Genomic DNA, 12,673 nt, shown 5'->3' on the forward strand with positions numbered 1-12,673 from the left:
ATCCGGTAAAAGCTGCCTGAAAATGGCCCGATTTTTACGGCAGTTGCCGTGAAATGGGGTCCTGTTACGTTTGTTCCGGCATGGCTGGGAAGGGTATTCATGAGAGCGATGCATAAGGTTCGTGTCGGCGTCAGCTTGGCGGCACTTCTGGTTGGCTGCGGCGCGATGTCCGGTTGCCTTAGCAGCCCGACTTACGGCACCGACAAGACGGCAGGCGTGCAGCTTCTGGACGATCTTGGGGATATCGCCTCCGTATCGGCCGCGACGCCGAAGGACAAGGGCGTGAAATATCCGAACCGTCCGGGTCTCGTCCTGCCTGCCGAAAAGGATCGGGAAAGCCTGACGGCGCCGCAGCAGTCGCTTGCCAGCAAGGACAATCCGGCCTGGCTCGAATCGCCGGAGGAGGCGCGCAAGCGTCTCGCCGAAGAGGCCGACCAGAAGAAGAACGACGTCAATTATCGCTCGCCGCTGGCCCAGGCCGACAGCAGCAGAAACCGCATGACGGAAGCGCAGCAGACGGCAGCTTATCGCGCCGCGCGCCAGGATCAGGCAGGCACCTATATCGACCAGCGCCGTTACCTGATCGACCCGCCGCAGCAATATCGCCAGGTATCCGATCCGAACGCCTTGAGCGATCTGGGCACGCCCGAATCGAAGAAGGAAAAGAAGCGAAAGAAGGATGCCGAGGCTGCGCAGCAGTCCAACAACAGCAGCTGGTGGAAGCCCTTCCAATAAGCAAATTGCCAAGCGGCGGCCCCAACCGCCGCTTTTCAGTCTTCGGAGCGTTTCGCTTGAAAGAAGCCTCTGAGGATATCGGCGGATGCGGTCTCGCCGAAGCCGGAATAAACCTCCGGCGCATGATGGCAGGTCGGTTGACGATAGAAGCGCACGCCATTGTCGACGCCGCCGCCTTTCGGATCTTCGGCGCCATAGTAGAGACGGCGGATGCGCGCGAACGAAATGGCCGCGGCGCACATGGTGCAGGGCTCCAGCGTAACATAGAGATCGGCGCCCGCAAGCCGCTCCTGTCCAAGCTCCTCGCAGGCCAGGCGGATGGCGACGATTTCGGCATGGGCGGTGACGTCGTTGAACTCTCGGGTGCGGTTGCCGGCTGCCGCGATCACCGTGTTGTCGAGCACGACGACGGCACCGATCGGCACTTCTCCGCGTTCTCCGGCCCGGCGTGCTTCGGTTAAAGCAAGCTCCATGAATTGATTTGTAGCCGCCATTCGAGATTTCCACTTAACCGCAAGGGCGTGACCTGATAGGAACACGCGTTAAAAATTCAGGCAAACAACAAATGACGATGAATGACAAGCCCAGGCGGCCTGGGTCCAAACCCTTTGCCGGCGATAAGAAGACGACGAAACGGGATGGCGCGAAGCCTGTAAAGGCCGCCGCCGCCAAGGCGGATGAGACCGCGGTCGACGATGGAAAGGCCGAGCGCATTTCCAAGGTGATGGCGCGTGCCGGCGTGGCCTCTCGCCGCGATATCGAGCGCATGATCATGGATGGCCGCGTCAAGCTGAACGGCGTGCTGCTGGATACGCCTGTGGTCAACGTGACCCTTGCCGACAAGATCGAGGTCGACGGCATGCCGATCCGCGGCATCGAGCGCACGCGCCTGTGGCTCTATCACAAGCCGGCCGGCCTGGTGACCACCAATGCCGATCCGGAAGGCCGCCCGACCGTTTTCGACAACCTGCCGGAAGAGCTGCCGCGCGTCATGTCGATCGGCCGCCTCGACATCAACACCGAAGGTTTGCTGCTGCTGACCAATGACGGCGGCCTGGCCCGCGTTCTGGAATTGCCGACCACAGGCTGGCTGCGCCGCTACCGCGTCCGCGCCCATGGCGAGATCGATCAGGAAGCGCTGGACAAGCTCAAGGAAGGCATTGCCGTCGACGGCGTGCTCTACGGCTCGATCGACGCGACGCTCGACCGCACGCAAGGCTCCAACGTCTGGATCACCATGGGCCTGCGCGAAGGCAAGAACCGCGAAATCAAGAACGTGCTCGGTGCGCTCGGCCTTGAGGTCAACCGCCTGATCCGCATTTCCTACGGCCCGTTCCAGCTCGGCGAATTGCCGGAAGGCCGTGTGCTCGAAGTGCGCGGCCGCACGCTGCGCGATCAGCTGGGGCCGCGCCTGGTCGAGGATGCCAAGGCGAATTTCGACGCGCCGCTCTATAATGATAATGCCCCGGCGCTTGCCGATGCCGAAGAGGCGGAGGCGAAGCCTGTCCGCGCGGCCAAGGAAGACCGCCCGCGCCGCGAGCGCCCCGAGGACAAGCGCGAGCGCGCCCTCAGCCGGCTCGACACCAAGCGTGACGACCGCCGCGAAGGCGGCCATAAAGACGATGACCGCGCCAAGCGCCAGCCGCTCGGCCCGCGTCGCAGCGCCAATGTCTGGATGGCGCCCGGTGCCCGTCCGCTCGGCGAAAAGGCAGCCGCGAAGGCTGCGAAAAATGCAAAGACCGCCTCCCGGCGCGGCGAGCCTGAACGCCCGCAGCGCAGCGGTTTTGATCGTCCGGACGAAGGTCCGCGCGTCCGCATCAATCGCGTCGACGAGGGCGATGGCGAGTGGATTCGTTCGAGCGAGGAAGCGCCGCGCCGGTCGCGTGGCGATGATGAAGGTTTCGATCGCAAGCGCTCCGACCGTCCCCGTGGCGACCGGCCATTCGGTGATCGTCCTCCGCGCGGCGATCGTCCTTTTGGCGACAAGCCCCGGGGTGACAGGTCATTCAGCGATCGTCCCCGCGGCGAACGCGGCTCGCGGCCGGAGGGCGGCGACCGTCCCCGCGCGAAGTCTTTCCAGGGTGAGGGGCGCTCGGAGCGTCCCCGTGCCGAACGCCCCTATGGCGACCGTTCGGCGCGCGGTGACAGGCCTTTCGGCGATAAGCCTCGCGGCGATAGACCATTCAGCGATCGTCCCCGTGATGACCGCCGTCCGCGTGCCGAGGGAGACGAGCGTCCTCGCGGCAGGTCTTTCGGCGGTGAGCAGCGGTCGGAGCGTCCCCGTGGCGACCGACCCTTCGGTGATCGCCCGCAAGGCGAGCGCTCCTTCGGAGACCGGCCGGCCGGCAAGCCTTTCGGCAAGAAGCCGGGCGGCGGCAAATCCTTTGGCGGCAAACCCGGTGGAAAGCCCGGCGGCTCGCGCGGCTTCGGCGGCAAGCCCGGTGGTGCCGGTCGTCCGTCCGGCGGCCCGCGCGGCGGTTCCGGCCGGGGTGGTCCTGGCAGGGGCGGCCCCAAGGGCGGTCGGGGTTAACGCGCGGTGAGGATCGTCGGCGGTGAGTTTCGCGGTCGCTCGCTTGCAACGCCGAAGTCGAATGATATTCGTCCGACGGCGGATCGCACGCGCGAGAGCCTGTTCAACATCCTGAGCCACGCCTATCCGCAGGCCATCGACGGCACCCGGATGATGGACGTGTTTGCCGGCACCGGCGCCGTCGGGCTGGAGGCGGCCTCGCGCGGCTGTCGTCATGTGCTCTTCGTGGAAAGCAGTGTCGAGGGCAGGGGCCTTCTCTGGGAAAACATCGATGCGCTCGGCCTGCATGGCCGCACGCGCATGCTGCGGCGGGATGCGACGGACCTCGGCAGCGTCGGCAACCTCGAGCCTTTCGACTTTATCTTCGCCGACCCGCCCTATGGCAAGGGGTTGGGCGAGAAGGCTTTTGCCGCTGCCGCTGCCGGCGGCTGGCTGGTGCCGGGCGCCCTGGCGATTCTCGAAGAGCGCGCCGACGTGGTCGTCGTCGCTCCGCCGGACTTCCTGTTTGTCGAAGAACGGACCTTCGGCGACAGCAGGATGCATTTCTTCCGTTATCAGCCGCAGGCGGCGTAACGGGGGAGGAGAAGCCCATGGGCGATTATGCTGATTTCGTCGGCAGCGACTATCCGCCGGCCGCCTCCGGTACGCCGAGCGTTGCGGTGGCCTTCGGTTGCGGCGGCGCACGCGGGCTTGCCCATATCCACATCATCGAGGCGCTGGACGAGCTCGGCATCCGCCCGGTCGCCATAGCGGGCGCCTCCATCGGCTCGATCATGGGCGCGGCCATGGCGGGCGGCATGAGCGGCGCGGAAATCCGTGACCATACGCTCGCAACGGTCGGCAATCGCCCGGCCGTCCTTAACAAGATCTGGAGCTTACGGCCGGTCAGCATGCGCAGCATCCGCTTTGGCCAGTTCAATCTCGAACGCATCCTGCGCGCCTTCCTGCCGCCGGCCATTCCCGAGAATTTTTCGGACCTGCACATCCCGCTGAAGGTGGTGACGACCGATTACTACGATCAGGCCGAGGTCGTGATCGAGAAGGGCGATCTTTACCCGGTGCTCGCCGCCTCGGCTGCCATTCCCGCCGTCTTCATGCCGGTCAGGGTCGGCGACCGCGTCATGATCGACGGCGGCATCATGAACCCGGTTCCCTACGAACATCTCGCCGGGCTTGCCGATATCATCATCGGTATCGACGTCGTCGGCGGTCCTGAAGGCGATGGCCGGCACATTCCGAACCGCATCGAGAGCCTGTTCGGCGCCGGTCAGCTGACCATGCAATCCAACATCGCCTTGAAGCTGCGGCTGCAGGCGCCGCAAATCTTCCTGCGCCCCGCCGTCGGCCGTACCGGCGTTCTGGATTTCCTCAAGGCACGCGACATTCTCGCCATGTCGGCCGGCGTCAAGGACGAGCTGAAATTCGCCCTCGACCGGGTAATCACGGCGAAAAGCTGATCCATTCCGAAAGCAGTTGGGGCGGTTCGGCTTTCATGGAATCGCTCTGCCTGTTGACGCAATTCCGAATGGAAAACCGCTTTGCAATTTTCGCTGAAGTCACTTCAGGCCCGCTCCGGCTCCTCCTGCGGCAGGGCGACGAGATCGTCGGCATCGCTGTAGGTTTCGGCCGCGCGCTTGGGCTTGACCAGCGGCTCCGGCTTGACCGGCCGCGAATAGAGCATGTCGGTGCCGGCTTGTAGCCCCTCGCTCACCTGCAGCACCAGCCGCTGCTCGTCGCGCTTGCGGATATCCTCGCCGATCTCATAGGCTTCCGCTTCGCTGACGCCGAGCGCCTCCAGGGTGCGGCGGCCGAAGAGCAGGCCGGATTCCAGCGTTTCGCGCAGCTCGTAATCCACACCCTTGCGGCGCAGGTCGATCGAGTGGATGCGGTCGTAGGAGCGCACGAAAATGCGCGCGTGCGGGTAGTCCGTCTGCACGAGCTCGACGATCTTGTCCGTCACGTCTCGCTGATGCGTGCTGACGACGACGATCTTGGCGCGGTCTATGCCGGCCGAGCGCAATACGTCCTTGCGGGTGCCGTCGCCGAAATAGATGCGGAAGCCGAAGCTCGACGCCTGTCGGATACGGTCGGCGGAGAAATCGATGACGGTGACGTCGCGGCCGCTGGCGAGCAGGATCTGCGCCGCGATCTGGCCGAAACGTGAAAAGCCGATCATCAAGACGTCCGAGCCGGCGCCTTCGAAATCCTCGTCCAGTTCCTCCTGCGTATCGCCTTTCATCAGCCGCTTCGCAAGCGCGGAGCTGAGCGGCGTCAGCGCCATCGACAGCGTCACGATGGCGATCAGCGTCGAGGCCGTATTGGCGGAGAATAAACCGCCGCTGGCGCTGGCGGCGCTGAACAGTACGAAGCCGAATTCGCCGCCCTGCGGCAGCAGCCCGGCAATGCGGATGGCATCGTTGTGCGGCGAACCCGCCATGCGGCAAAGCGCGTAGATCACGATCGCCTTGATGACCATCATCACCGGTACGGCGAGCACGATCAGCATCCAGTTGTCGAGGATCACGTCGAGTTTCAGCGACAGGCCGACGGCGATGAAGAAAATGGCGAGTAGCACGCCGCGGAAAGGCTCGATATCCGCTTCCAGTTCGTGGCGATAGGAGGATTCCGCCAGCATCACGCCGGAGAGAAAGGCGCCCATCGCCATCGAGAGGCCGGCAAGCTGCATCAGGGTTGCCGATCCCATGACGACGAAGAGGGCGGCGGCAATCATGGCTTCCCGCGCTCCCGTGCGTGCGATCACCTGGAACAGCGGTGTCAGCAGATAGCGGCCGGCGATGATCATCGCCGCGACCGCGCCGACGGCGATGGCAAGGCTCGGCAGCGGATTGGCGGTTTCCTTCGCGCCGTCGAGAACGGTGATCAGCGCCAGCAGGGGCACGATGGCAAGGTCCTGCAGCAGCAGCATCGAGAAGGAGCGCTGGCCGTATTTCGTGTTGACGTCGCCCTGCTGTTCGAGGATCTGCATCGCAAAGGCGGTGGAGGAAAGCGCCAGGCCGAAGCCGACGATGATGCTGCCTTTCCATCCGGCGATGCCGCCAAGATAGGCGGCGGCCATCAGCGCAAGCCCGCTGAAAACCACCTGTGCCGTGCCGAGGCCGAAAATATCGCGCCGCATTTGCCAGAGGCGGGAAGGCTTCAGCTCCAGGCCGATGATGAACAGCAGGAAGACGACGCCGAGTTCCGCAACGGCCAGCACGGCCTCGCTGTCGCCGATGCTGTGCAGGATCGGGCCGATCACCACGCCGGCGGCCAGATAACCGAGCACCGTACCGAGCCCCAGTTTCTTGAAGATCGGCGCCGTGACGACGGCGCCTCCGAGCAGCAGCAGGGTTTCGGTGAAAAGCGTATTGGGGGCGGACATCGTCTGTTTCTTTCCGTGGGGCAGGCGGTGTTGCGGCGCGTGGTCACGATAAACAACCATGCGTGAAGGGATTAAAACAAGAATCGGCTTTGCCGCCCTTGATGCTTTATGTAGTGCACAATAAATGGAACGCGAAGGAAAGGCCAAATCATGACCTCAGAAATCGATTCCGCCACTCTGCTTTCCCGCGCCAGCCAGTTGATCGATCTCGCCCGGAAAGCCGGTGCGGATGCGGCGGATGCCGTCGTGGTGCGCTCCAGAGCCCATTCCGTCAGCGTGCGCCTCGGCAAGGTGGAGGGAACGGAATCCTCCGAGAGCGACGACTTCTCGCTCAGGGTCTTCGTCGGCAATCGCGTGGCGAGCGTTTCGGCCAATCCCGGCTTCGATCTCAACGCTCTTGCCGAGCGTGCGGTGGCCATGGCCAAGGTTTCACCCGAAGATCCCTTTGCCTGCCTTGCCGATGAGGCGGATCTTGCCAAGACTTATCCCGATCTCGAATTGTTCGATCCGACCGAGGTTTCCTCCGAGCAACTGCGGGAAGCGGCCCTTGCGACCGAAGCGGCGGCGCTCGCCGTTTCCGGCGTCACCAATTCATCCGGCGCCGGCGCTTCCGCCGGCATGGGCGGCCTCGTGCTCGTCACCTCGCATGGTTTTGCCGGCCATTACATGGGGTCGCGCTTCGGGCGCTCCGTCAGCGTCATTGCCGGCGAAGGCACCGGCATGGAACGCGACTATGATTTCGACAGCCGTCTCTATTTCGCCGATCTCGACGCCGCCGAAGAGATCGGCCGCCGTGCCGGCGAGCGTGTGGTCAAGCGGGTCAATCCGCGCCAGGTTCCGACGGGCAAGAACCTCACCGTGGTTTTCGATCCACGCGTTGCCCGCGGTTTCGTCGGCCATATCGCCGGCGCGATCAACGGCGCTTCCGTCGCCCGCAAGACCAGCTTCCTGCGCGACAAGATGGGCGAGCAGGTGTTGAAATCCGGCCTCTCGATCACGGACGATCCATTGATCGTTCGTGGCCCTTCCTCGCGTCCTTTCGACGGCGAGGGCGTGTCCGGCAAACGGCTCGTCATGATCGAAGACGGCGTGCTGAAGTCCTGGTTCCTCTCCACGGCGACGGCGCGGGAAATCGGCGGCGGCCTGAAGACCAACGGCCGCGGTGTGCGCGGCGGCACGGCGGTATCGCCCGCGTCCACCAATCTCGCGCTGGAACCGGGCGACATTTCGCCGGAGGAGCTGATCCGCAATGTCGGAACGGGCTTCTATGTCACCGAGCTGATCGGTCAGGGCGTCAACATGATCACCGGCGAGTACAGCCGCGGCGCGACCGGCTTCTGGATCGAGAACGGCGAATTGACCTTCCCCGTTTCGGAGGTGACGATCGCCTCCAACCTGAAGGACATGTTCATGCGCGTAACGCCGGCAAACGACATCGATCGCGATTTCGGCGTTGCAGCACCTACGCTTGCGATCGAACGCATGACGCTGGCGGGCCGCTGAAAACCAGCGGAGATTGGAATTTTTGAATGATCGATAGCCAGAAGGCCGGCCGGCTGAGCGACGTGGACCTGATCGTCGAGGCCGCGCTCGATGCGGGCAGGATCGCTCTCGGTTACTTCCGGCAATCGCCGGAGGTCTGGTGGAAGAACAACGGCCAGTCCCCGGTCAGCGCCGCCGATTTTGCCGCCAATGAAAGCCTTGCCGCCACACTGCGGTCGGCACGGCCTGATTATGGCTGGCTTTCCGAGGAGACGGACGACGATGCGGCACGGCTGTCCCGGGCGACCGTCTTCGTCGTCGATCCGATCGACGGCACCAGGGGCTTTCTCTCTGGCTCGGATCTGTGGTGCGTCAGCGTCGCCGTCGTCACCGACGGGCGGCCCGTGGCCGGAGTTCTGTTCGCGCCGGCGCTGGACGAGCTCTTCGTGGCGACGGCCGGCGGCCAGGCCTTGAAGAATGGCAAGCCGATCAGTGTTTCCCGCAGGGTCGGCGACGATGTCCATCGGCTGGCAACCGGCGAGGATATGCTCAAGGGCTTCGATCCGGATTTCCGCAAGACGGTCGAGCGGGTGAAGCACGTTCCTTCGCTTGCCTATCGTCTCGCCATGGTGGCCGACGGCCGGCTGGAGGGTACGATCGTCAAACGCAACTCCCATGACTGGGATCTGGCCGCAGCCGACCTCATTCTGGAGCGGGCCGGCGGCGCGCTCGTGGATCTTTCGGGCAATGTCCTGCGCTACAATCGCGCCGAGGTATCCCATGACGAACTTTGCGGTGCGTCGGCATCGCAATTGCCGGAGTTTCTCCGCCAGCTCTCGCACCGACGAGACGGTTGACCTTTTGGTCAAAATCCCTCAGATGAAGAGCGGAGGGGGATGACACTAGAAAGAGACGAAAATGACGAATACCAGCGGCAAAAAGCAGCTCCTGCACCTAGTCTTCGGCGGTGAACTGGATAACCTCGAAGAGGTTCAGTTCCGTAACCTCAACGAACTCGATATCGTCGGCATGTATCCCGACTATGCGAGCGCACTGACGGCGTGGAAGTCCAAGGCGCAGCAGACCGTCGACAATGCTCATATGCGTTATTTTATCGTCCACCTGCACCGTTTGCTCGATCCGCAGGAAAAAACGGCATCCTGAGGCCCCCGCGCACCGAATTTTGCATTTGATATCTCCGTCCGGTGAAGCGTTATCGCTTTAAATCCGGCCATGAAGCGGTATCTTTGACACAATAAGAACGAAAATTCGGCTGTTTATTCGGCCGTTTGTTAATCGGGATTTGGCATCGATGATGATCAGCTGCGATGGGAGGCGATCGAAATGAGTAGCCTCAGGGCGCGCCTTGCCTTGAGCGCCTATCGTTTTGGCGGGGTTGCCATCTATCCGTTCATCGGGCCTTATCTCGCCGTTCGTGCGGCAAAGGGCAAGGAAGACGGTTCCCGCAAGCTGGAGCGCTCGGGCTATGCGAGCGCCAACCGCCCGCAAGGGCCGCTGGTCTGGTTTCACGCTGCAAGCGTGGGCGAGACCTCGGCCGTCATTCCGTTGATCCGCGAAATCCGCCGTCGCGACATTCACGTCATCCTGACGACGGGTACGGTCACCTCGGCCAAGGTCGCGCAGGAACGCCTTGGCGAAGAAGTCATCCATCAATACGTGCCGCTCGATCTCAAGCCCGCCATCAAGCGCTTCCTTGATTACTGGCAGCCCGATTGCGCCATTTTCGCCGAATCCGAGATTTGGCCGACGACCATCGTGGAGCTCGGCCGCAGACGCATTCCGCAAATCCTCGTCAATGCCCGCATGTCGGATCGTTCCTTTGCCCGGTGGAGCCGGCATCCTTCGCTTGCCGAGGCGCTGTTCGAGAATTTGGCGCTGGTCGTGGCGCAATCGGATCTCGATGCCGAACGCTTCCGCGACCTCGGCGCCGTGCAGGTGCTCAGATCGGGCAATCTCAAAGTGGATACCGATGCCCCGTCCTACGACGCGCTGACGCTTGCGAGCTACATGAAGCAGATCGGCAACCGCAAGACCTGGGCCGCGGTCTCGACGTTCGAAGGCGAAGAGGCCGCCGTGGCATCCGTGCATACGATGCTCAAGGAGCATAACGGCCAGCTTACCATCCTCGTGCCGCGCCATCCCGAGCGTTGCGACGCGATCGAGGCGATGCTCGTCGAGCAGGGACTGAAAGTGGCGCGCCGCACCCGCAACGATATCCTCTCTCCGGACGTCGACGTTTTCCTCGGCGATACGATCGGCGAGATGGGGCTTTATCTGCGGATGACGGAAATCGCCTTCATGGGCAAGTCGCTGTTCAACGAGGGCGGCCAGAATCCGCTGGAGCCGGCCATGCTCGGCTGTGCGATCCTGACCGGCGGTCATGTCCAGAACTTCCGTGATGCCTACCAGTTGCTCGCCCGCCGTGGCAGCGCCCGCGTGGTGCGCGACACGGACATGCTGGCGCGCGGCGTGCATTACCTGCTGAGCAACGACATGGTACGACGCGGCATGATCGATGCCGGCTTTGCCGCCGTGCATGAAATGCGCGGTGCGCTGGCGGCGACCGTCAAGGGGCTGGAGCCCTACATCAATCCGCTTTCGGTGAAAGCGCGGCTGATGCCGAAGACGATGGCGAACGGATAAGAAGGAAAGAGCATGGCGGCGGTCAAGCTGGGAGCGATTGCGGGCATTCTTTTCGACAAGGACGGTACGCTGCTCGACTATGACCAGAGCTGGCTGCCGGTCAATCGCGAGCTTGCCAGGATCGCCGCGCAGGACGATCCCCTTCTGGCCGATCATCTTCTCTCCGCCTGCGGCATGGACCCGGTCTCCGGCCATATCGTGCCCGACAGCCTGCTTGCCGCCGGCAATACCCGGCAAATTTCCGAAGGACTCGTAGCGGCCGGCTCGAAAATGGATGTCGCGGAGCTCGTGGAAAAACTCGATGCGCTCTTCGCGCACGCGGCCGACTTTTCCTCGCCCGTCACCGATCTCGCCGCCTTTTTCCGCCGCCTGCGCGAGCGGGGCTACAAGCTCGGCGTTGCCTCCAGCGACAACGAGCGGTCCATCCGCCAGACGGCTCGCCGCTTCGGCTTCATCGACTATCTCGATTATATTGCCGGCTACGACAGCGGCTTCGGCACCAAGCCGGAGCCGGGCATGGTGCTCGGCTTCTATGCGGCGACAGGGCTTTCGCCCGCGCAGGTCGCCGTCGTCGGCGATAACAATCACGACCTGCATATGGGGCGCAACGCCGGGGTCGGTCTCACCGTCGGCGTGCTGACGGGCACCGGTTCGCGCGAGACGCTGACGGCGGCTTCCGACTATTGTCTCAGTGACATTACGGAGCTGGAAGGCCTGCTGATGCCGGTCGCGCAATCGGCCTGATCCCGGCAATGACTTGCTTTTTCATGCGATCTGGCCTTTCTTGCCGCCTTGTTGCAGGCACAAGCACAGGGCTGGGTTAGGCGCATGGTATCGGAAGCCCCACCTTTCTGGTGGCGAAAGGCGGATTGGCGTGCCTGGGGGCTCTCACCCTTCTCCTTCCTGTACGGCCGCGTCGCCGGGCATCGCATGATGAATGGCAAGCGGGCCTCCGTGCCGGTGCCGGTCATCTGCGTCGGCAATTTCACGGTCGGAGGAGCCGGCAAGACGCCGACGGCGCTTGCCCTTGCCCAGGCCGCGAAGGCGAAGGGGTTGAAGCCCGGCTTTCTCAGCCGCGGCTATGGCGGCTCGCTCGATGTGACGACGGTCGTCGATCCCGCGCATCATCACGCCACGGCGGTCGGCGACGAGCCGCTGCTGCTTGCCCGCGAGGCGCTGACGGTCATTGCCCGCCGCCGCGCCGAGGGTGCGGAGCGGCTGGTTCGCGAGGGCGCCGATCTCATCATCATGGACGATGGCTTCCAGAGCGCCCATCTTGCCATCGATTACGCGCTTGTCGTGATCGATGCGACCAGAGGCATCGGCAACGGCCATCTCGTTCCCGGCGGCCCGGTGCGCGCGCCGCTGCGCACGCAGCTTCTGTATGCCTCCGCTCTCCTGAAGGTGGGTGAGGGCAACGCCGCCGACCGCGTCGTTCGGCTTGCGGCAAGGGCCGGAAAGCCCTTCTTTGCCGCGAGCGTCAAAGTGCGGGGACAGGAAGACCTGCGCGGCCGCAACGTGCTTGCCTTCGCCGGTATCGCCGATCCCGGCAAATTCTTCCGCACGGTCGAGTCGCTCGGGGCGAATATCGCCATACGCCGCAGCTTCGGGGACCATGAACATCCGGGTGAGGACGATGTGTCCGACATGCTCGACATCGCGTCGCGCGAAGGTCTGGAGATCGTCACCACCTCGAAGGACTATGTCCGCCTGATCGGCCACCATGGCCGTGCCGACGAATTGCTGCGGCGCTGCCGGGTGATCGAGATCGATATGGTCTTCGACGACCCACAGGCGCCGTCCTTGATCATCGACAGGGCGATCGCGGCCGCCCGCGAGCGGCGCTTGCGGGAAAAGCACGGCGGCAAAGCCGGTTAAAA

General features: G+C 63.8%; 12 protein-coding genes. 10 read left to right on the forward strand and 2 right to left on the reverse strand.

What is annotated here, in order from left to right; all coding sequences use genetic code 11:
- Window positions 1–99: 99 nt before the first annotated feature.
- On the forward strand, window positions 100–735 hold the full coding sequence (locus ACJJVH_RS01740; RefSeq protein WP_112795488.1) for a hypothetical protein: 636 nt from the start codon (window positions 100–102) through the stop codon (window positions 733–735).
- 35 nt (window positions 736–770) lie between these two features.
- Here ACJJVH_RS01740 and ACJJVH_RS01745 read toward each other — a convergent pair whose 3' ends face one another.
- Complete coding sequence (locus tag ACJJVH_RS01745) at window positions 771–1,229, reverse strand: nucleoside deaminase (protein WP_112795489.1); 459 nt, start codon at window positions 1,227–1,229, stop codon at window positions 771–773.
- 71 nt (window positions 1,230–1,300) lie between these two features.
- Here ACJJVH_RS01745 and ACJJVH_RS01750 point away from each other — a divergent pair, with 71 nt between their 5' ends.
- The 3 genes from ACJJVH_RS01750 to ACJJVH_RS01760 are packed head-to-tail and all read left to right on the forward strand — an operon-like array spanning window position 1,301 to window position 4,722.
- The gene (locus ACJJVH_RS01750; RefSeq protein WP_412064609.1) at window positions 1,301–3,265 is read left to right on the forward strand and encodes a pseudouridine synthase; all 1,965 of its coding nucleotides are present in this window, start codon (window positions 1,301–1,303) and stop codon (window positions 3,263–3,265) included.
- A 6-nt stretch (window positions 3,266–3,271) separates the two neighbouring features.
- The gene (gene rsmD, locus ACJJVH_RS01755; RefSeq protein WP_113359733.1) at window positions 3,272–3,838 is read left to right on the forward strand and encodes a 16S rRNA (guanine(966)-N(2))-methyltransferase RsmD; all 567 of its coding nucleotides are present in this window, start codon (window positions 3,272–3,274) and stop codon (window positions 3,836–3,838) included.
- 17 nt (window positions 3,839–3,855) lie between these two features.
- Window positions 3,856–4,722, forward strand: coding sequence for a patatin-like phospholipase family protein (locus tag ACJJVH_RS01760; protein ID WP_113359735.1), 867 nt, complete (start codon window positions 3,856–3,858; stop codon window positions 4,720–4,722).
- Window positions 4,723–4,826: 104 nt separating this feature from the next.
- Here ACJJVH_RS01760 and ACJJVH_RS01765 read toward each other — a convergent pair whose 3' ends face one another.
- The gene (locus ACJJVH_RS01765) at window positions 4,827–6,647 is read right to left on the reverse strand and encodes a monovalent cation:proton antiporter-2 (CPA2) family protein (protein ID WP_112795531.1); all 1,821 of its coding nucleotides are present in this window, start codon (window positions 6,645–6,647) and stop codon (window positions 4,827–4,829) included.
- A gap of 150 nt (window positions 6,648–6,797) precedes the next feature.
- Between ACJJVH_RS01765 and ACJJVH_RS01770 the strand changes: the two genes are divergently transcribed.
- The 6 genes from ACJJVH_RS01770 to lpxK all read left to right on the forward strand — a co-directional run bounded on the left by ACJJVH_RS01770 (window position 6,798) and on the right by lpxK (window position 12,671).
- Entirely contained in the window at window positions 6,798–8,150 is a 1,353-nt protein-coding gene (locus ACJJVH_RS01770; RefSeq protein ID WP_412064610.1) for a TldD/PmbA family protein, read from the forward strand.
- 26 nt (window positions 8,151–8,176) lie between these two features.
- Entirely contained in the window at window positions 8,177–8,986 is an 810-nt protein-coding gene (locus ACJJVH_RS01775) for a 3'(2'),5'-bisphosphate nucleotidase CysQ (RefSeq protein WP_412064611.1), read from the forward strand.
- 61 nt (window positions 8,987–9,047) lie between these two features.
- The gene (locus tag ACJJVH_RS01780; RefSeq protein WP_112795495.1) at window positions 9,048–9,293 is read left to right on the forward strand and encodes a DUF4170 domain-containing protein; all 246 of its coding nucleotides are present in this window, start codon (window positions 9,048–9,050) and stop codon (window positions 9,291–9,293) included.
- Between the two features lie 180 nt (window positions 9,294–9,473).
- The gene (gene waaA / locus ACJJVH_RS01785; RefSeq protein WP_113371668.1) at window positions 9,474–10,793 is read left to right on the forward strand and encodes a lipid IV(A) 3-deoxy-D-manno-octulosonic acid transferase; all 1,320 of its coding nucleotides are present in this window, start codon (window positions 9,474–9,476) and stop codon (window positions 10,791–10,793) included.
- 12 nt (window positions 10,794–10,805) lie between these two features.
- The gene (locus ACJJVH_RS01790) at window positions 10,806–11,537 is read left to right on the forward strand and encodes an HAD family hydrolase (RefSeq protein ID WP_112795497.1); all 732 of its coding nucleotides are present in this window, start codon (window positions 10,806–10,808) and stop codon (window positions 11,535–11,537) included.
- An 84-nt stretch (window positions 11,538–11,621) separates the two neighbouring features.
- Window positions 11,622–12,671: a tetraacyldisaccharide 4'-kinase gene (lpxK, locus tag ACJJVH_RS01795; protein WP_412064612.1), complete on the forward strand. Its 1,050-nt coding sequence runs from the start codon at window positions 11,622–11,624 to the stop codon at window positions 12,669–12,671.
- Window positions 12,672–12,673: the final 2 nt, after the last annotated feature.

It is taken from the genome of Rhizobium sp. SYY.PMSO, assembly GCF_046840415.1.
Lineage (GTDB): Bacteria > Pseudomonadota > Alphaproteobacteria > Rhizobiales > Rhizobiaceae > Rhizobium.

Coding starts and splice junctions, on each gene's coding strand:
- ACJJVH_RS01780 (WP_112795495.1), top strand. CDS start 9,048: ATGACGAATACCAGCGGCAAAAAGCAGCTCCTGCACCTAGTCTTCGGC.
- ACJJVH_RS01745 (WP_112795489.1), bottom strand. CDS start 1,229: ATGGCGGCTACAAATCAATTCATGGAGCTTGCTTTAACCGAAGCACGC.
- ACJJVH_RS01775 (WP_412064611.1), top strand. CDS start 8,177: ATGATCGATAGCCAGAAGGCCGGCCGGCTGAGCGACGTGGACCTGATC.
- ACJJVH_RS01740 (WP_112795488.1), top strand. CDS start 100: ATGAGAGCGATGCATAAGGTTCGTGTCGGCGTCAGCTTGGCGGCACTT.
- ACJJVH_RS01765 (WP_112795531.1), bottom strand. CDS start 6,647: ATGTCCGCCCCCAATACGCTTTTCACCGAAACCCTGCTGCTGCTCGGA.
- ACJJVH_RS01750 (WP_412064609.1), top strand. CDS start 1,301: ATGACGATGAATGACAAGCCCAGGCGGCCTGGGTCCAAACCCTTTGCC.
- ACJJVH_RS01770 (WP_412064610.1), top strand. CDS start 6,798: ATGACCTCAGAAATCGATTCCGCCACTCTGCTTTCCCGCGCCAGCCAG.
- waaA (WP_113371668.1), top strand. CDS start 9,474: ATGAGTAGCCTCAGGGCGCGCCTTGCCTTGAGCGCCTATCGTTTTGGC.
- ACJJVH_RS01790 (WP_112795497.1), top strand. CDS start 10,806: ATGGCGGCGGTCAAGCTGGGAGCGATTGCGGGCATTCTTTTCGACAAG.
- ACJJVH_RS01760 (WP_113359735.1), top strand. CDS start 3,856: ATGGGCGATTATGCTGATTTCGTCGGCAGCGACTATCCGCCGGCCGCC.
- lpxK (WP_412064612.1), top strand. CDS start 11,622: ATGGTATCGGAAGCCCCACCTTTCTGGTGGCGAAAGGCGGATTGGCGT.